Origin of the sequence: Mycobacterium sp. 1165178.9, assembly GCF_001673555.1 — a bacterium.
In the GTDB taxonomy this organism is placed as follows: domain Bacteria; phylum Actinomycetota; class Actinomycetes; order Mycobacteriales; family Mycobacteriaceae; genus Mycobacterium.
Genome location: NZ_LZMB01000022.1, coordinates 1 through 18135 on the forward strand (window position 1 = coordinate 1; position 18135 = coordinate 18135).

Consider the following 18135-nt stretch of genomic DNA (forward strand, 5'->3'; position numbering starts at 1 on the left):
ACCGGCGCCGCCGTGGTATCCACGGACCTCACCCCGGAGCTGCTGCGCCGGTCGCAAGCGCGGGCGAAGGCACGGGGCTTGGCGATCGACTACCGGGAGGCCAACGCGCAGGCGCTGCCGTTCGGTGACGGCGAGTTCGACGTCGTCATGTCCGCGATCGGCGTGCAGTTCGCCCCCGACCAGCCGCGCGCCGCCGCCGAACTGGTCCGGGTCTGCCGACCGGGCGGCACGATCGGCGTGATCAGCTGGACCCCCGAAGGATTCTTCGGCCGGATGCTGGCCACCATTCGCCCCTACCGCCCGAGCCTGTCGCACCCCGTGCCTTCGCCCGCGCTTGCGACCGGCGCAGCAGCTCCGGGGTGAGGTCCGTGGATACCACGGCGGCGCCGGTCGCGGCCGCCGGCAGTGAGATGTTGCCGGAGCCGGCGGCGACATCGAGAACCCGTAGGCCGGGACCGATGCCGGCGGCGTCGACCAGGGCGGGACCGAGGGGAGCCATCACCTCCTCGGCCATCAGGGCGTAGTCGCCCAACGCCCATACCGTGCGATGCGTGGCGGCCACCGATGAATCGTTGATCGGGGTGTCGATGGTCATGCAGACCTCCTGCAGGGGGAAGGGTGGTCGTTCGACCTCGTTGTCGACAGTGGGTTTGGTGGTGCGGCGCACCGAGTTAATGGCTGCCAGAAATAATAGCCATAGGCAATAGTATACGCACGCACATTCCGGGGGCTCGGGCGGGTCGGGCGCGCGTGCGCCGCTTCCTAGACTGGGCCGGTGCGTCTCGTCTTCGCCGGAACCCCCGAGCCCGCGCTGCCCGCACTGCGTCGGCTGATCGACTCGCCGCGGCACGAGGTGGTCGCCGTCCTGACGCGGCCGGACGCCGCGGCCGGACGGCGCGGCAAGCCGGAGCCGTCACCGGTGGCCCGCGAGGCACTCGACCGCGGCATTCCGGTGCTGCGGCCATCACGGCCGAACTCCGACGAATTCATCGCGGAGCTCTCGCAGTTGACACCCGACTGCTGCGCCGTCGTGGCCTACGGCGCACTGCTGCGCGACGGCCTGCTGGCGGTGCCGCCGCTTGGCTGGATCAACCTGCACTTCTCGCTGCTGCCCGCCTGGCGCGGCGCCGCGCCGGTGCAGGCGGCCATCGCCGCGGGCGACGGCATCACGGGCGCCTCGACGTTTCAGATCGAGCCGAGCTTGGACTCCGGCCCGATCTACGGAGTCGTGACCGAAACGATCCGGCCGACCGATACCGCCGGGGAACTGCTTGAGCGACTGGCTGTTTCGGGCGCGGCGCTGTTGTCGACCACACTGGACGGCATCGCCGACGGAACGCTGACGCCGGTGCCGCAACCCGCCGACGGGGTCAGCATCGCGCCCAAGGTCAGCGTCGAGCAGGCCCGGGTGCGCTGGGATCTGCCTGCGCTGGTCGTCGATCGGCGCATCCGCGCCGTCACGCCCAATCCCGGCGCCTGGACGCTGATCGGCGATCTGCGCGTCAAACTGGGGCCGGTGCAGGTTTCCCAGGCCCCCGCTGTAACCGGGCCAGCAGAACCGTTGCCGCCGGGTGCTATTCACGTCGATCGCAAGAGCGTCTGGGTCGGCACGGGTTCCGATCCCGTGCGGCTAGACCAAATCCAGCCGCCCGGAAAGAAATTCATGAACGCGGTCGACTGGGCGCGCGGCGCCCGGCTCGACCCGGCGGTGCGGGCGACGTGAGCACCGGGCGCGACAGACCGCAGCGCGGCCGGCCGGAACGCAAGCCGCGGCAGGGCGACCGTCGGCCCCAGCAACGGGACCGCCGACCACCGCGCCGGCCGCTGGATCCGGCCCGCGCCGCCGCCTTCGACGTGCTTCGGGCGGTCAGCGAGCGCGATGCCTACGCGAACCTGGCGCTGCCCGCGCTGCTGCGCGAGCGTGAAATCACCGGCCGCGACGCGGCGTTCGCCACCGAGCTCACCTACGGTACCTGCCGCACCCGGGGCCTCCTCGACGCCGTCATCGGCGCGGCCGCGGGACGCGCACCACAAGCCATCGATCCGGTGCTGCTCGACCTGCTGCGCCTCGGCACTTATCAGTTGTTGCGCACCCGGGTAGACGCACATGCGGCGGTGTCCACCACCGTCGAGCAGGCGGGAATCGAATTCGACTCGGCGCGAGCGGGTTTCGTCAACGGGGTGCTTCGTACCATCTCCGGGCGTGACGAGCGGTCCTGGGTCGCCGAGCTGGCCCCGAACGCGGCGCAGGATCCGATCGGGCATGCGGCGTTCGTGCATGCCCATCCGCGGTGGATCGCTCAGGCCTTCGCCGATGCGCTGGGTGCCGCCGCCACCGAACTCGACGCGATACTGGCCAGCGACGACAGACGGCCTCAGGTGCATCTGGCTGCCCGCGCCGGCGCACTGACCGCCGGCGAGTTGGCCGATGCGGTTGGCGGGACGGTCGGCCGCTATTCGCCGTACGCGGTGTACCTGGCTGGCGGTGATCCCGGGCGTCTCGCGCCGGTGCGCGACGGCGTCGCGCTGGTGCAGGACGAGGGCAGCCAGCTGGTCGCCCGGGCGCTGACCCTGGCGTCGGTCGACGGAGACGGAGGACGGTGGCTGGACCTGTGCGCCGGTCCCGGTGGCAAGACGGCACTGCTGGCCTCGCTGGGCGTGCAGCAGCACCCGGGGTCCGGGTTCCGGCTCACCGCGGTGGAGCCCGCGGCGCGCCGCGCCGACCTGGTGGCCGAGAACACTCGTGGGTTACCGGTCGACCTGCTGCGCATCGACGGGCGACACACGGATCTGGAACCGACCTTCGACCGGGTGCTCGTCGACGCACCCTGCACCGGGTTGGGGGCGCTGCGCCGCCGCCCGGAGGCCCGGTGGCGCCGTCAACCCGCCGACGTGCCCACGTTGACCAAGCTGCAGCGCGAGTTACTGGGCGCCGCGATTGCGCTGACCCGTCCCGGCGGCGTGGTGCTCTACGCGACCTGCTCGCCGCACCTGGCCGAAACCGTCGGCGTGGTCGCCGACGCGCTGCGCCGCCACCCGGTGAGCGCGCTGGACACCCGGCCGATGTTCGAGCCCGTCTCCGACCTGGGCGACGGGCCGCACGTGCAGCTCTGGCCGCATCGGCACGGCACCGACGCGATGTTCGCGGCCGCGCTACGCCGCGAGGCGGGGTAGCGGGGGACGCGACGGATGTCAACCGGGGGCGCGCCGGATGTGAAGCGGGCCGCGCGCCTCAGTAGTCTGGCGCTCATGCCTTGCAATGCGGAACCGTCGAAGGGGCCTCTGATCGCGCCGTCGATCCTTTCCGCTGACTTCTCCCGGCTCGCCGACGAAGCCGCCGCCGTGACCGGCGCCGACTGGTTGCACGTCGACGTGATGGACAACCACTTCGTTCCGAATCTGACCCTCGGGCTGCCGGTGGTGGAGAGCCTGCTGGCCGCCACCACCATCCCGATGGACTGTCATCTGATGATCGAGGACCCCGACCGCTGGGCGCCCCCGTACGCCGAGGCGGGGGCCTACAACGTCACCTTCCACGCCGAGGCCACCCAGAATCCGATCGCGGTGGCCCGCGATATCCGCGCCGCCGGCGCCAAGGCGGGCATCAGCGTCAAGCCGGGAACCCCGCTGGAGCCGTATCTGGAGATCCTGCCGCAGTTCGACACCCTGCTCATCATGTCGGTGGAGCCCGGGTTCGGCGGCCAGAGCTTCATCCCCGAGGTGCTGAGCAAGGTGCGCACCGCGCGCAAGCTCATCGAGGCCGGCGAGTTGACGATCCTGGTCGAAATCGACGGTGGCATCAACGAGGACACCATCGAGCAGGCCGCCGAGGCCGGCGTCGATTGCTTCGTCGCCGGGTCGGCCGTCTACGGCGCGGAAGACCCGGAGGCCGCGATCGACGCGTTGCGGCGCCAGGCCGCCGACGCGTCCCCGCACTTGCGTCGATGACGGTTTCGCCGGGCGACAGCCTTGACGCCGCGATGCGCATGGCGATTGACCAGTCCAATCACGTCAAGGGGACCACTTACCCGAACCCACCGGTAGGGGCGGTCGTCTTGGACGCCGGTGGTGAGGTGGTCGGTGTCGGCGCCACCGAACCGGCCGGTGGCGATCACGCCGAGATCCTGGCGCTGCGGCGGGCCGGTGGTCTGGCGGCCGGCGGCACCGTCGTGGTCACCCTCGAGCCGTGCAACCACTACGGCCGAACCCCGCCGTGCGTGAACGCCCTGCTCGACGCGAAGGTGGGCACCGTCGTGTACGCCGTCGCCGACCCGAACCCCGAGGCCGCCGGTGGGGCGACCCGGCTGGAGGAGGCCGGGGTGGCGGTGCACTCCGGCGTACTGGCCGACCAGGTGACCGGCGGCCCGCTGCGCGAGTGGCTACACAAGCAACGGACCGGGCTGCCGCATTTGACCTGGAAATACGCCAGCAGCGTCGATGGCCGCAGCGCGGCCGCGGACGGCTCCAGCCAGTGGATTTCCAGCGAGGCCTCACGCCTGGATCTGCATCGCCGCCGTGCGGCCGCCGACGCGATCGTGGTGGGGACCGGCACCGTGCTGGCCGACGACCCGGCGTTGACCGCCCGGCTGCCCGACGGCTCACTGGCCGACCGGCAACCGCTGCGAGTCGTCGTCGGGAAGCGCGAAATACCCTCGGAGGCAAAGGTTCTCAACGACGATTCGCGGACCATGCTGATCCGCACGCACGACCCACTAGAGGTGCTGAAGGCCGTGTCGGACCGCACCGATGTGCTGCTGGAGGGCGGGCCGACCCTGGCGGGCGCCTTCCTGCGGGCCGGGGTGGTCAACCGGATTCTGGCTTACGTCGCGCCGACCCTGTTGGGCGGCCCCGTCACCGCGGTCGACGACGTGGGGGTTACCACGATCACCCGGGCGCTGCGCTGGCAGTTCGACGGCATCGACCGGGTCGGACCCGACCTGGTGCTCAGCCTGGTGCCACGCAGCGGCTAGCGCTCACCCAGCGAGACCGCTTGCGGCTCGGGGATTTCCGGCTCCGCGGCGTGCTCTTTGCGCCCGCCGAGCAGCAGGCCCAGCAGCGCACCCGCGATACAGATCACGACGGTGGCCAAGAAAATGTCGCCGTACATCTGGGCGAAGGCCTTGAGGTACAGCGTGCCCTGCGCGGCGATGCGTTCCAGCAGCGTGGCATTCGGCGGGATCTCGGCGGTCAGGTTCGCCACGATCTGGTTGAACCGGTAGAGGCCCCACGCGCTGAGCGCGGCCACGCCGATCAACATGCCGGTCATCCGGGCCACCACCACCGCCGCCGAGGCGATGCCGTGTTGGGCGGACGGCACCACGCGCAGCGCGGCAGAGGTCAGCGGCCCGATCACCAGGCCGAGGCCGACACCGGCCACCAGCAGGTCGGCGTGCAGCACGGGCACGCTGATCAACCCGAAGATGTTGTGTTTCTGGTCCATCACGTCTTGGCGCCAGAAGTGAATCAGCCAATATCCGTAGGCGGCGATCAGCAGCCCCAAGAAAGTCATGATCCGGTCACCGACCCGGGTGGCGATCCAGCCGCCCAACACCGCCCCGATCGGCAACGCGATCAGGAACCACAGCAACAGCCCGGCGGCCTGAGCCTGGTCCTCGCCCAGCACGCCCTGGCCGAACAACTCCACGTCAACCAGCGTCACCATCAGCGCGGCACCGGCGAACAGGGAGGCGCCCAGCGCGGCCAGGAACGGGCGGAAGTGCACGCCCGCCGGTTCGATCAGCCGGGTGCGCGCGAAACGCTCCCAGAGCAGGAACAGCGCCGCCACCACGACCGCCCCGATGACCAGCGGCAACCCGTAGCTCGGCAGAATCTGCTTGCCGTCGGGTTGCGGGTTGTAGAGACCGATCACGGCGAGACCCAGGGCGGCCGCCAGCAGCACACCCCCGACCAGGTCGACCTTTTCGGGCTCCTCGACTCGCTGGTGCGACGGCAGGCTGAACTGAATCATCACCATCGCGATGAGGGTCAGCGGCACGTTGATCCAGAACACGTAGCGCCAGTCGTGTGTCAGAAAGACGATGAAAATCCCGTACAGCGGGCCCAAGACGCTCCCGAGCTCCTGCGCTGCGCCGATGCCGCCCAGCACACCGGCGCGGTTGCGCTGGGCCCACAAGTCGGCGCCGAGGGCGAGGGTGACCGGCAACAGCGCGCCGCTGGCCACGCCCTGGATGGTGCGGCCACCGACCAGCAGGTGGAAATCGCCCCAGTGACCGGCCAGCGCGGTGACCACCGAGCCGACAATGAACAGCGCCAGGCTGACCTGCAGCACCAGCTTGCGACCGAATCGGTCCGAAGCGCGTCCCAACAGCGGCATGGCGGCGATGTAGCCCAGCAGGTACATCGTGATGATCCAGGTGATGCGCTGCAGCTGGTTAATCGGGATGTGAACGTCGGTCATGATGTCGCGCATGATCGTCACGACGACATAGGCGTCCAGGGCGCCCAGCAGGACTGCGAGGCTACCCGCGCTGATCGCTACGCGGCGTCCGGTTTGGCGCCCGGTTTGGGCTTCGGTCTCCGCGGTCACTGGCTCACCGGGGGCTTGGTGACCTGAACCTGCTGGCCCCAGTTGGACAGGGTGATCTGGGCGGTGTTGCCCGAGCTCTTCTGCAGATTGGCCTGGACCAGCTGGTGGTCGCCGCTCTCTTGGATCCACACGGTGCTCGGCACCGGTTGAGTCGCGTTGAACTGCGGCACGATCTTGTTTACCGCGTCCGCCGAGACGTTTCCGCTGACCCGGACCGTGTTCTGCCCGTTGATATTGTCACGGCCCTCGGCCTTGGCGTTGTTGAAGTTCGCCAGCACGTTGCCCAGCCCGGTGTCGGGGTTCAGCAGCACCGAGACGTCGTAGATGTCGGACGCCTTGCCGAAGTCGCTCCACTTGTTCGGGGTGAGGGCGGCGTACAGGGTTCCGTCGACCACGACGAAGTTGGCGTCGATGTCGGACCCGCCCAGGGTGATCGTCGCGTTGCCCGACGCTGCGGTGGCAGGCGCAGTGGTGAGGTCACCGGTCAGCGTCTTGAGCGGTAGCCCCTGAATCTTGCCCTGAACGCTCAGCACGAGGTGCGCGCTCTTCACGTTTTTGGTGGCGGCGGCCGACTGCTTGACCAGGGTCGTGGCGTCGGGGAGCGGGGCGCCGCTCTGCTTGGAGCCCGACGAACAGCCGGCGATCAAGGCGGTGGCGAGGGTCAGGGATGCGATGACGGCCGATAGACGGCGGCGGGTCTGCATACTCTGCATCGTAAAGGGTGCCGGTGACTGCTCAGGTGAACGCGGGGTGCCGGTGTCGCCCGGGTGCTGGTCTTTGCCCTGTTCATCAGCCTGCGTGAGGGCAATTAGCCTATGAGGATGTTTACCGGGATTGTCGAGGAACTCGGCGAGGTGACTGCTCGTGACGTCCTTTCCGACGCGGCGCGGCTGACCATTCGCGGCGCCGTGGTGACTGCCGATGCTGGCCACGGCGACTCGATCGCCGTCAACGGCGTGTGCCTGACCGTCGCCGAGCTGTTGCCCGGCGGTCAATTCACCGCCGACGTGATGGCCGAATCGCTCAACCGGTCCAACTTGGGCGAACTGCGGGTCGGCAGCCGGGTGAACCTGGAGCGCGCCGCGGCCGTCAACAGCCGGCTGGGCGGGCACATCGTGCAGGGGCACGTCGACGGGACGGGGCGCATCGTGGCCCGCACGCCGTCCGAGCACTGGGAAGTGGTGCGAATCGAGATGCCGGCCGAGGTAGCCCGCTACGTCGTGGAGAAAGGATCGATCACCGTCGACGGGATTTCGCTGACGGTGTCCGGGCTGGGCGGCGAGCCGGGGGATTGGTTCGAAGTCTCGCTGATACCCACCACGCGCGAATTGACCACTTTGGGCCGGGCCCCAGTCGGGACACCGGTAAACCTCGAGGTCGATGTCATCGCCAAATATGTCGAACGGTTGATGAAAGCAGACCGCTAGCCGCGGCGCGTCGCGCCGCGGCAGCGGCCTCGTTGGGATCAGCAGGTTGCTCGGCTGATTACACCGGGCGCCAGTTGGGGCCTTCCCAGTAACCCCAGTGGTTCATGCGGGGATCCCAGACGATTTGAGCCCACGGTGCCCACGGCGGCGGGGGTGGCGGCGGCCCTGCCCACGGCGGGGCTCCGTAACCGGCCGGGCCGCCGTAATTGTTGTCGTCCCAGTCACGGCAGTTGTTCCAGTTCTGGTACGGGCCCCAGCCCGGGTCCCACTGCTCGCCCGGGCACCAGTGGTGGTGATACATAGGTGCAGGCGGAGGCGCCGCGGTAGCGGTGCCGGTGGACAGTCCGAGCGCGGACATGCCCAGGCCACCGGCCGCGAGCACACCGGTGCACAGGCGGACCCACGGCCGTGTTTGTTTGTTGGTATTCATGCGGGCTGTATTTCCCTGGATAATGCACGCGAAACCCTTTTTTGCCGTTTATCTATTTCAAATATTCGGCACAGCGAACACATATCTGGCGCAAAGGGTTTCGGTGTATACGGCCGTGTCATAGCCCTATTTTTGGCACCGGTGGCGGCATCGCAGGACGACAAACCATTTCTCGCGTCCGCGTCCTGTTTGCGGGCGACCCCGAGGCTGAATTGCGGGGTGTGCCATTGCCGGATGCAAAAGCGCCCAGGCCCCCCGGTTTGTCGTGTGAGGCCGCCCGCCGGTGGAACCGGCGGGCGGCTCCGGGCGCGAGAATGTGATCCCGGCAACGATTACGCGACGACGCCGGCGGCGACCGTCGTTATCCGGCACCGGGTCGCCGGTGAATTCCACAACTACGGGATAACTGCAAGGCCATCGGAGGTGGTCAGGCCGTCGGCACCGCCAACCGGCTCGGCGACGCAGCGCCTTCCGGGGCCGTCCCGCTGATCGAGCCGGCGGCAATAACGGGGGCGCCCCCGTGGTTCATACTGAATGCAACACGTGGGCTTCTCGTGTGAGCCGTTTCGACAGTGTTCCCGCCGGATAGCGGGAACGGCGAGGTAGTAAAGATGACGAGGTTGGACTCCGTCGAGAGGGCGGTTGCCGACATCGCGGCCGGTAAGGCCGTCATCGTCATCGACGACGAGGATCGCGAGAATGAGGGCGATCTGATCTTCGCCGCCGAGAAGGCGACTCCGGAGATGGTGGCGTTCATGGTGCGCTACACCTCGGGATACCTGTGTGTGCCGCTGGATGGCGCGATCTGCGACCGGCTGGGGCTGCTGCCGATGTACGCGGTCAACCAGGACAAGCACGGCACCGCCTACACCGTCACGGTCGACGCACGACGGGGCGTCGGAACCGGGATCTCCGCCTCGGACCGGGCCACCACCATGCGCCTGCTGGCCGATCCCGCCAGCGTCGCCGACGACTTCACCCGGCCCGGTCACGTGGTTCCGTTGCGCGCCAAGGACGGTGGCGTGTTGCGCCGTCCCGGTCACACCGAGGCCGCCGTCGACCTCGCCCGGCTGGCCGGGCTGCAGCCCGCGGGCGCCATCTGCGAGATCGTCAGCCAAAAAGACGAGGGCTCGATGGCGCAGACCGACGAACTGCGGGTATTCGCCGACGAACACGACCTCGCGATGATCACCATCGCCGACCTGATCGAGTGGCGACGCAAGCACGAGAAGCACATCGCCCGGATCGCCGAGGCCCGGATCCCGACTCGGCACGGGGAATTTCGTGCCATCGGCTACGCCAGCATCTACGAAGAGGTCGAGCACGTCGCGCTGGTGCGCGGTGACATCGCCGGACCCAACTGCGAGGGTGACGACGTGCTGGTGCGGGTGCACTCCGAATGCCTCACCGGCGACGTGTTCGGTTCGCGCCGCTGCGATTGCGGGCCCCAGCTCGACGCGGCGATGGCGATGGTCGCCCGCGAGGGACGCGGCATCGTGCTGTACATGCGCGGCCACGAGGGACGCGGCATCGGGCTCATGCACAAGCTGCAGGCCTACCAATTGCAGGATGCCGGTGAAGACACCGTCGATGCTAACCTCAAGCTCGGATTGCCCGCTGATGCAAGAGATTACGGGATCGGTGCGCAGATTCTGGTGGATCTCGGGGTGCGCTCGATGCGACTGCTAACCAACAACCCGGCCAAGCGGGTCGGGCTGGACGGGTACGGCCTGCACATCATCGAGCGCGTGCCGCTGCCGGTGCGCGCCAACGCGGAGAACATTCGTTACCTGATGACCAAGCGGGATAAGATGGGCCACGACCTGGCCGGGCTGGACGACTTTCACGAATCCGTCCATTTGCCAGGTGAATTCGGCGGTGCTCTGTGAGTGGTGGCGCCGGAGTGCCGGAGATGCCGGCGCTTGACGCTTCTGGTGTGCGGCTCGGCATCGTGGCAAGCACCTGGCACAGCGAAATCTGCGACGCGCTGCTCGACGGCGCACGCAAAGTCGCCGCCGACTCGGGCATCGACGACCCCACGGTGGTCCGCGTGCTCGGCGCGATCGAAATCCCGGTGGTGGCGCAGGAACTTGCCCGCAACCACGATGCCGTCGTCGCGCTGGGCGTCGTGATCCGCGGGCAGACACCGCATTTCGAATATGTCTGCGATGCGGTAACCCAGGGTCTGACCCGGGTCTCACTGGACGCCTCGACACCGGTCGCCAATGGCGTGCTGACCACCGACAATGAGCAACAGGCCCTGGACCGGGCCGGGCTGCCGGCGTCGGCCGAGGACAAGGGGGCCCAGGCGGCCGGGGCGGCCCTGTCCGCCGCGCTCACCCTGCGTGACTTGCGCGCTCGGTCGTGACGTCGCCGGACCGCCAGACCTGGGATGCGGTGTTGCGTCCCCATCGCACACCGTTATTCGCCTATGGTGCGGCATTCCTCATCGCCGCGGCTCACATCGTGGTGGGCGTGCTGCTCAAGGTGGGCTCCACCGGGGTGGTCTTTCAGACCTCCGATCAGGTGGCGATCGCGGCGCTGGGTCTGGTCATCGCCGGCGTCGTGCTGTTGTTCGCGCGGCCGCGGCTGCGAGTGGGACCGGCCGGTGTTTCGGTGAGAAACCTGTTGGGCGACAAGCTGATCGAATGGCCTGATGTCGCTGGCGTGTCGTTTCCGCTGGGCCATCGCTGGGCGCGAATCGACCTACCCGATGACGAGTACATTCCGGTGATGGCCATCCAGGCCGTTGACAAGGGCCGCGCCGTGGACGCCATGGACACGGTGCGCTCGCTGCTGGCGCGCTATCGACCGGACCTGCAGACGCGCTGAGCGCTGTACCATCGGCCGATGGCACTTCAGGCGCGGGCGGCCGCGCTCGCCGTCGCCGCCATGCTGGCGCTCAGTGGGTGCAGCGTTGTGGTGGGGGGACGAGCGGTCGGGGCGTCCGGTCAGTCAGGGGGAGCGCCATCCTCTCCGTTAAGACACCCGACGGCCCGCGCGCAAGACCTGCTGCTCCAGACCGGAGACGACACGCCTTTCGGAGCGGCGACCGCGATGCCGCTGAGCGACAACTACTTCACCACGGCCCAGCCCCCGAATTGCGAGGCGGCGGTGCTGTTCGAAAACTCGCCGCTGCGGCCGCCCGGCGCGTCTGAGCACGCCGAGTCCGCCTACCGCTTCGCCGGTCCGGCAACCTACGGCGAGTCGGTCGACATCTACGCCGACCCGCTGGACGCCCGGCACGTGGTGGTCGACGGTTTCATCGCCATCGCCCAGTGCCGCGGCGAGGCGTTCGGGATGACCCGGGACGGAAAGTCATCGTCGATGCACCTCGGCGACGTCGATACGTCGTCGCCCACGGCCGTGGTGTGGACCATGACCCAGCCGGGCTGGACCTGTGACTACGGGCTGGCGGCCCTGCCGCGCATGGTTCTGCTGCTGTCGGCTTGTGACGCCAAGCCCGGGTTCCCCATGGCGGACTGGACGTCGAAACGCCTCGCGCAGATCAGCGGTCGTACCGCCTAGGAACCTGGCCGGCCACGGCGGGAGAGGCACTCAGTAACGAGCGCAGTCCGTCATCATCTGCTGCAGAATCGGCAGGGCCTGCTCGGCCCCCCGGCTGTGCTCGATCGCGTGCAGCAGGTCCAGCCGCTGGTCGGGCGACGCGGCCAGGTACTGCTGCAAGAACTGCTGGTTCGGCGGCGACTGGTCGATGTACTGAGCGGCGCCGGGGTTTTCCGCGTGGACGGCCCGCATCGCCTGGTCGTAACTGCAGGTGGTGTTGACCATCGGACCGTAATCAGGGTCGGCCGATGCGGTCACGGCCCCCGTAGTCGACGCCAGTGCCACACCACCGAGGGTGATGGCCACGTTGACCGACCAGCGCTTCGTCATCTCTCGCATTCCCCATCGCTCTGCGCCCGATTTTAACGCTGAGCCAGTAGACCGGCGCCCGCACGCGCCCCGCCTTTCTGGGCACCGCGCCGGCGACCACTAGCCTGGATCTGTGCCCGATCCCGCCACCTACCGCCCCGCGCCCGGGTCCATCCCGGTCGAGCCTGGCGTCTACCGATTCCGGGATCCGCACGGGCGAGTCATCTACGTCGGTAAGGCCAAGAGCCTGCGCAGCCGGCTGACGTCATACTTCGCCGACATCTCCAGCCTGCACCCACGAACCCGGCAGATGGTGACCACCGCGGCCAAGGTCGAGTGGACGGTGGTCAACACCGAAGTCGAGGCGCTGCAGCTCGAATACAACTGGATAAAAGAGTTCGACCCGCGGTTCAACGTCCGCTATCGCGACGACAAGACCTATCCGGTGCTGGCGGTGACCCTCAACGAGGAGTTCCCGCGGCTGATGGTCTATCGCGGCCCCCGCCGCAAAGGGGTGCGATATTTCGGGCCGTACTCACACGCGTGGGCCATCCGGGAAACGCTGGATCTGCTCACCCGGGTGTTTCCGGCTCGTACCTGTTCGGCGGGAGTGTTCAAGCGGCACAAGCAGATCGACCGTCCTTGCCTGCTCGGCTACATCGACAAGTGCTCGGCGCCGTGTATCGGCAGGGTCAGTGCGGAGCAGCACCGCCAGATCGTGGACGACTTCTGCGACTTCCTATCCGGCAAGACCGACCGGTTCGCGCGGGAGCTGGAACAGCAGATGAACGCCGCGGCCGAGCGGCTCGATTTCGAGCGGGCCGCGCGGCTGCGTGACGACCTGGGTGCGGTGAAGAGGGCGATGGAAAAGCAGGCCGTCGTCCTCGGCGACGGCACCGACGCCGATGTAGTGGCGTTCGCCGACGACGAGCTCGAGGCCGCGGTGCAGGTGTTCCACGTCCGTGGCGGCCGGGTCCGCGGTCAGCGCGGCTGGATCGTCGAAAAGTCCGCCGACCCTGGCGATTCCGGTGAGGAACAGCTGGTCGAACAGTTCCTGACCCAGTTCTACGGTGAGCAGGCCGAATTAGGCGGGGCGGCAGACGAATCGGCGAACCCGGTGCCGCGCGAGGTGCTGGTGCCTTGCCTGCCGTCCAACGCCGGCGAGCTGACCAGTTGGCTGTCCGCCTTGCGCGGATCCCGGGTGGCGCTGCGGGTGCCGCAGCGCGGCGACAAACGAGCGCTGGCCGAAACGGTACAGCGCAACGCCAAAGAGGCTCTGCAGCAACACAAGCTGAGGCGGGCCGGCGATTTCACCGCCAGATCCGCTGCGCTGCAGAACATCCAGGAGGCACTCGGCCTCTCCGACGCACCGCTGCGCATCGAGTGTGTGGACATCAGCCATGTGCAGGGCACCGACGTGGTGGGATCGCTGGTCGTGTTCGAGGACGGCCTGCCGCGCAAATCGGACTACCGGCACTTCGCCACCCGGGATCCGCGCAAGGCGGACAGCCAACTGGTCAGCTCGCCGGCGTTGGACGGCAGGCAAGGCACCAGCACCTCGCGCGCCACCTGAGTGAGCAAAACGACCCGAATATGCTTTCGCCGGAAGGAAAGTCCCGCCGCTTCGCCTACCCGCCGAATTTGTACGTCGTCGACGGCGGTGCGCCACAAGTCAACGCGGCAAGCGCGGTGCTCGAGGAACTCGGCATCACCGACGTCGCGGTGATCGGCCTGGCCAAGCGGCTCGAAGAGGTGTGGGTGCCCGCGGAGCCCGACCCAGTCATCATGCCGCGCAACAGCGAGGGGCTTTATCTGCTGCAGCGCGTCCGTGACGAGGCGCACCGGTTCGCGATCACCTACCATCGCAGCAAGCGATCCAAGCGAATGACGGCGTCGGCGCTCGATTCGGTGCCAGGATTGGGAGAACATCGCCGCAAGGCATTGGTAACCCATTTCGGATCGATAGCCCGCCTCAAGGAGGCCACCGTCGACCAGATCACCGCGGTTCCCGGCATCGGGGTGGCAACCGCCACCGCCGTCCTGGAGGCGCTGCGACCCCAACAGTCCGAGGTCGCCCCGTGACGCGCTCAGGCGAGTTCGCGGGCGGTCACCCGGTGGACGCCCCCGCCGGTATCGACGTCGTCCTGGTGACCGGATTGTCCGGGGCCGGGCGGGGTACCGCGGCCAAGGTGCTCGAAGACCTCGGCTGGTACGTGGCCGATAACCTGCCCCCGCAGCTGATCACCCGGATGGTCGATTTCGGTCTCGCCGCCGGCTCGCGGATCACCCAGCTGGCGGTGGTGATGGATGTGCGGTCGCGCGGCTTCACCGGCGATCTGGACTCGGTGCGCACCGAGCTCGCCACCCGAAACATCGCCCCGCGCGTGGTGTTCATGGAAGCATCCGACGACATGTTGGTTCGCCGCTACGAACAGAATCGTCGCAGCCACCCACTGCAGGGTGATCAGACTCTGGCGGAGGGAATCGCCGCTGAGCGCCGGATGCTGGCATCGGTTCGCGCCACCGCCGACCTGATCATCGACACGTCGACGCTATCGGTGCGCGGCTTACGCGAGACCATCGAGCGGGCATTCGGCGGTGCGGTCGCCGCGACGACCAGCGTCACGGTCGAGTCTTTCGGCTTCAAGTACGGCCTGCCGATGGACGCCGACATGGTGATGGACGTGCGGTTCCTGCCGAACCCGCACTGGGTCGACGAATTGCGTCCACTCACCGGGCAGGACCCGGCGGTGCGGGACTACGTGTTGAGCCAGCCCGGCGCGGCCGAGTTCCTCGACGCCTACCATCGATTGCTATCCCTGGTTGTCGACGGCTACCGCCGGGAGGGCAAGCGCTATATGACGGTCGCCATCGGCTGCACCGGCGGCAAGCATCGCAGCGTTGCGATCGCCGAGGCATTGATGCAGTTGCTGAACGCCCAAAAGGGGGAAGCGCAACTGTCGGTGCGGGTGCTGCACCGGGATCTGGGCCGCGAATGACCGAGCCGATGAACCGGGGCATCGTCGCGCTGGGCGGCGGACACGGCCTGTACGCGACGTTGTCGGCGGCCCGCCGGCTGACTCCCCATGTCACCGCGGTGGTGACCGTCGCCGACGACGGTGGTTCCTCCGGCCGGCTGCGTAGCGAACTGGACGTCGTGCCGCCGGGCGATCTACGAATGGCGTTGGCGGCCTTGGCATCTGACAGCCCCCACGGACGGCTGTGGGCGACCATCCTGCAGCACAGGTTCGGCGGCAGCGGCGCGCTGGCCGGGCATCCGATCGGCAACCTGTTGCTGGCCGGCCTGTCCGAGGTGCTGGCCGATCCGGTGGCCGCCCTCGACGAGCTTGGGCGCATCCTCGGCGTCAAGGGACGGGTGCTGCCGATGTGCCCGATCGCGCTGCAGATCGAGGCCGACGTCTCCGGCCTGGAAAGCGATCCGCGGATGTTCCGGCTGATCCGCGGGCAGGTGGCGATCGCGACCACGCCGGGCAAGGTGCGCCGCGTGCGGCTGTCGCCCGACAACCCCCCGGCGACACGGCAGGCCGTCGACGCCATCATGGCCGCCGATCTGGTGGTGCTGGGCCCCGGCTCGTGGTTCACCAGCGTGATCCCGCATGTGCTGGTGCCCGGACTGGCGGCGGCGCTACGGGCGACCACCGCACGGCGCGCCCTGGTGCTCAACCTGGTGGCCGAGCCGGGGGAGACGGCGGGCTTCTCCGTCGAGCGTCATCTGCACGTGCTGGCGCAGCACGCACCGGAATTCAGCGTGCACGACATCATCATCGACGCCGACCGGGTGCCCAGCGAGCGCGAACGCGATCAACTGCGCCGCACCGCCACTCTGCTTTCGGCCGAGGTCCACTTCGCCGACGTGGCCAGACCTGGTACACCTTTACATGATCCAGGCAAACTCGCGGCGGCCCTGGACGGGGTCCGGGCGGCCCGCAAAGCTCCGGGAGCGTCTCCGGTCACAGCCGCCGCGGATATTCGGGTGGACGGTGCAAGCCCACGAGCCGGGGGCGGGCCGGCCGGCAGCGGACCAAGGGGTGACGACGCGTGGCGATGACGACCGAAGTCAAGGACGAACTGAGCCGCCTCATTGTGAAATCGGTCAGCGCGCGCCGGGCGGAAGTCACGTCCCTGCTGAGGTTCGCCGGCGGGCTGCACATCGTCGGCGGCCGCGTCGTGGTCGAGGCGGAGGTGGACCTGGGCAACGTCGCGCGGCGGCTGCGCAAGGACATCTTCGAGCTCTATGGATACAACGCGGTCGTGCATGTGTTGTCGGCCAGCGGGATTCGCAAGAGCACGCGGTACGTGTTGAGGGTGGCCAATGACGGTGAGGCGCTGGCCCGCCAGACCGGTCTGCTCGACAATCGCGGCCGCCCGGTTCGCGGTCTGCCGGCGCAGGTGGTGGGCGGCAGCGTGGGCGATGCCGAAGCCGCGTGGCGAGGAGCCTTCCTGGCGCACGGGTCGCTGACCGAGCCGGGGCGTTCGTCGGCGCTGGAGGTCAGCTGCCCCGGCCCGGAGGCGGCGCTGGCACTGGTGGGCGCCGCGCGGCGGCTCGGTGTCAGCGCGAAGGCCCGCGAGGTGCGTGGCGCCGATCGGGTGGTGGTGCGTGACGGCGAGGCGATCGGCGCACTGCTCACCCGGATGGGTGCCCAGGACACCAGGCTGGTGTGGGAGGAGCGCCGGATGCGCCGCGAGGTTCGGGCCACGGCCAACCGGCTGGCCAACTTCGACGACGCCAACCTGCGCCGGTCGGCGCGGGCGGCGGTGGCGGCAGCGGCCCGGGTGGAGCGGGCGCTGGAGATCCTGGGCGACACCGTTCCGGACCATCTGGCCTCGGCCGGGAAGCTGCGCGTTGAGCACCGGCAGGCGTCGCTGGAGGAGCTCGGCCGGCTCGCCGACCCACCGATGACGAAAGATGCTGTGGCGGGCCGTATTCGGCGGCTGCTGTCGATGGCCGATCGCAAGGCGAAGGTCGACGGCATTCCCGACACCGAGTCGGCGGTCACGCCGGATTTGCTGGAGGACGCCTGACCGCGTCCCGCTAATTGTTGGGGATTTGCTGGTGGGGACGGGCGTGGGGGGCTACGGTCAGGTGATGAAACGGCTTTCGAGTGTCGATGCGGCGTTTTGGTCGGCAGAAACCGCGGGCTGGCACATGCACGTGGGGGCGTTGGCGATTTGCGACCCGAAAGAGTGCTCCGAGTACAGCTTCCAACGCCTCCGTCAATTGCTGATCGAGCGCCTGCCGGAGGTACCGCAGTTGCGGTGGCGGGTCACCGGCGCGCCGCTGGGCCTGGACCGACCCTGGTTCGTCGAAGACGAAGAGCTGGATGTGGACTTCCACGTCCGTCGCATCGGTGTTCCCGCGCCGGGCGGTCGCCGAGAGCTGGAGGAGCTGGTGGGCCGGTTGATGTCCTACAAGCTGGACCGCTCCCGGCCGCTGTGGGAGATGTGGGTGATCGAGGGCGTCGAGGGCGGCCGGATGGCCACGCTGACCAAGATGCACCACGCCATCGTCGACGGGGTCTCGGGCGCCGGTCTGGGTGAGATTTTGTTGGATGTCACGCCGGAACCGCGTGCGCCGCAACAGGAAACGGTCGGATCGCTGGTGGGTTTCAAACTGCCTGGGCTGGAGCGGCGGGCCGTCGGAGCGCTCATCAACGTCGGTGTCAAGACGCCGTTCCGAATCGCCCGGCTGATGGAACAGACCGTGCGCCAGCAGATCGCCACCCTGGGAGTGCGCGGCAGGCCGCCGCGCTATTTCGAGGCGCCCAAAACCCGCTTCAACGCACCGGTCTCGCCGCACCGGCGCATCACCGGCTGCCGCGTCGAACTGGCCCGCG

Annotated in this window: 17 protein-coding genes and 2 pseudogenes; 15 read left to right on the plus strand and 4 right to left on the minus strand. The window is 68.6% G+C overall.

Going from position 1 to position 18135, the window contains the following annotated elements; all coding sequences use genetic code 11:
• The 5 genes and pseudogenes from A5652_RS01265 to ribD all read left to right on the plus strand — a co-directional run.
• Positions 1-336 (plus strand): annotated as a pseudogene (locus A5652_RS01265) (class I SAM-dependent methyltransferase); the annotation flags it as partial.
• A 439-nt stretch (positions 337-775) separates the two neighbouring features.
• A complete protein-coding gene (gene fmt, locus A5652_RS01270; protein WP_067345810.1) occupies positions 776-1723 on the plus strand; it encodes a methionyl-tRNA formyltransferase in 948 nt (315 codons plus the stop codon).
• 101 nt (positions 1724-1824) lie between these two features.
• Positions 1825-3174 (plus strand): RsmB/NOP family class I SAM-dependent RNA methyltransferase, encoded by a 1350-nt coding sequence (locus tag A5652_RS01275; RefSeq protein WP_156745085.1) that lies wholly within the window; start codon positions 1825-1827, stop codon positions 3172-3174.
• Between the two features lie 75 nt (positions 3175-3249).
• Positions 3250-3948, plus strand: coding sequence for a ribulose-phosphate 3-epimerase (gene rpe / locus A5652_RS01280; RefSeq protein WP_067345848.1), 699 nt, complete (start codon positions 3250-3252; stop codon positions 3946-3948).
• Entirely contained in the window at positions 3945-4970 is a 1026-nt protein-coding gene (gene ribD / locus A5652_RS01285; RefSeq protein WP_067345816.1) for a bifunctional diaminohydroxyphosphoribosylaminopyrimidine deaminase/5-amino-6-(5-phosphoribosylamino)uracil reductase RibD, read from the plus strand. Before rpe ends, ribD begins: the two co-directional genes overlap by 4 nt.
• Here the strand turns inward: ribD and A5652_RS01290 are convergent.
• Complete coding sequence (locus tag A5652_RS01290) at positions 4967-6547, minus strand: MFS transporter (RefSeq protein WP_067345820.1); 1581 nt, start codon at positions 6545-6547, stop codon at positions 4967-4969. The genes ribD and A5652_RS01290 overlap by 4 nt on opposite strands.
• Positions 6544-7251, minus strand: coding sequence for an LppX_LprAFG lipoprotein (locus A5652_RS01295; protein WP_067345824.1), 708 nt, complete (start codon positions 7249-7251; stop codon positions 6544-6546). The genes A5652_RS01290 and A5652_RS01295 overlap by 4 nt, the downstream gene beginning before the upstream one ends.
• Before the next feature lie 117 nt (positions 7252-7368).
• Here A5652_RS01295 and A5652_RS01300 point away from each other — a divergent pair, with 117 nt between their 5' ends.
• Positions 7369-7974, plus strand: coding sequence for a riboflavin synthase (locus A5652_RS01300; protein WP_067345851.1), 606 nt, complete (start codon positions 7369-7371; stop codon positions 7972-7974).
• Between the two features lie 58 nt (positions 7975-8032).
• Here A5652_RS01300 and A5652_RS26265 read toward each other — a convergent pair whose 3' ends face one another.
• Entirely contained in the window at positions 8033-8404 is a 372-nt protein-coding gene (locus A5652_RS26265) for a hypothetical protein (protein ID WP_197513692.1), read from the minus strand.
• A gap of 611 nt (positions 8405-9015) precedes the next feature.
• Between A5652_RS26265 and A5652_RS01305 the strand changes: the two genes are divergently transcribed.
• Genes A5652_RS01305 through A5652_RS01320 form a run of 4 tightly spaced genes read left to right on the plus strand, consistent with a single transcriptional unit; the run spans position 9016 to position 11932 of the window.
• A complete protein-coding gene (locus A5652_RS01305; RefSeq protein ID WP_067345855.1) occupies positions 9016-10293 on the plus strand; it encodes a bifunctional 3,4-dihydroxy-2-butanone-4-phosphate synthase/GTP cyclohydrolase II in 1278 nt (425 codons plus the stop codon).
• The gene (gene ribH, locus A5652_RS01310; RefSeq protein WP_067345828.1) at positions 10290-10772 is read left to right on the plus strand and encodes a 6,7-dimethyl-8-ribityllumazine synthase; all 483 of its coding nucleotides are present in this window, start codon (positions 10290-10292) and stop codon (positions 10770-10772) included. Before A5652_RS01305 ends, ribH begins: the two co-directional genes overlap by 4 nt.
• Positions 10769-11236: a PH domain-containing protein gene (locus A5652_RS01315; protein ID WP_067345831.1), complete on the plus strand. Its 468-nt coding sequence runs from the start codon at positions 10769-10771 to the stop codon at positions 11234-11236. Before ribH ends, A5652_RS01315 begins: the two co-directional genes overlap by 4 nt.
• An 18-nt stretch (positions 11237-11254) precedes the next feature.
• Positions 11255-11932 carry a hypothetical protein gene (locus A5652_RS01320; RefSeq protein ID WP_067345834.1) on the plus strand — a complete coding sequence of 226 codons (678 nt, stop codon included), beginning with the start codon at positions 11255-11257 and terminating at the stop codon, positions 11930-11932.
• A gap of 30 nt (positions 11933-11962) precedes the next feature.
• Here A5652_RS01320 and A5652_RS01325 read toward each other — a convergent pair whose 3' ends face one another.
• Positions 11963-12301, minus strand: coding sequence for a hemophore-related protein (locus tag A5652_RS01325; protein ID WP_067345837.1), 339 nt, complete (start codon positions 12299-12301; stop codon positions 11963-11965).
• A 112-nt stretch (positions 12302-12413) separates the two neighbouring features.
• On the opposite strand from A5652_RS01325, the pseudogene uvrC reads away from it, so the two are divergent.
• The 5 genes and pseudogenes from uvrC to A5652_RS01350 form a co-directional block, all read left to right on the plus strand.
• Positions 12414-14362: pseudogene (uvrC, locus tag A5652_RS01330) on the plus strand (excinuclease ABC subunit UvrC).
• Entirely contained in the window at positions 14359-15279 is a 921-nt protein-coding gene (rapZ, locus tag A5652_RS01335) for an RNase adapter RapZ (protein WP_067345840.1), read from the plus strand. The pseudogene uvrC and the gene rapZ overlap by 4 nt, the downstream one beginning before the upstream one ends.
• 8 nt (positions 15280-15287) lie before the next feature.
• On the plus strand, positions 15288-16349 hold the full coding sequence (gene yvcK / locus A5652_RS01340) for a uridine diphosphate-N-acetylglucosamine-binding protein YvcK (protein ID WP_156745086.1): 1062 nt from the start codon (positions 15288-15290) through the stop codon (positions 16347-16349).
• Positions 16346-17323, plus strand: a complete 978-nt coding sequence (whiA, locus tag A5652_RS01345; RefSeq protein ID WP_067102332.1) for a DNA-binding protein WhiA — start codon at positions 16346-16348, stop codon at positions 17321-17323. Before yvcK ends, whiA begins: the two co-directional genes overlap by 4 nt.
• A gap of 64 nt (positions 17324-17387) precedes the next feature.
• On the plus strand, positions 17388-18135 hold a 748-nt coding region (locus A5652_RS01350), incomplete at its 3' end, for a wax ester/triacylglycerol synthase family O-acyltransferase (protein WP_197513694.1).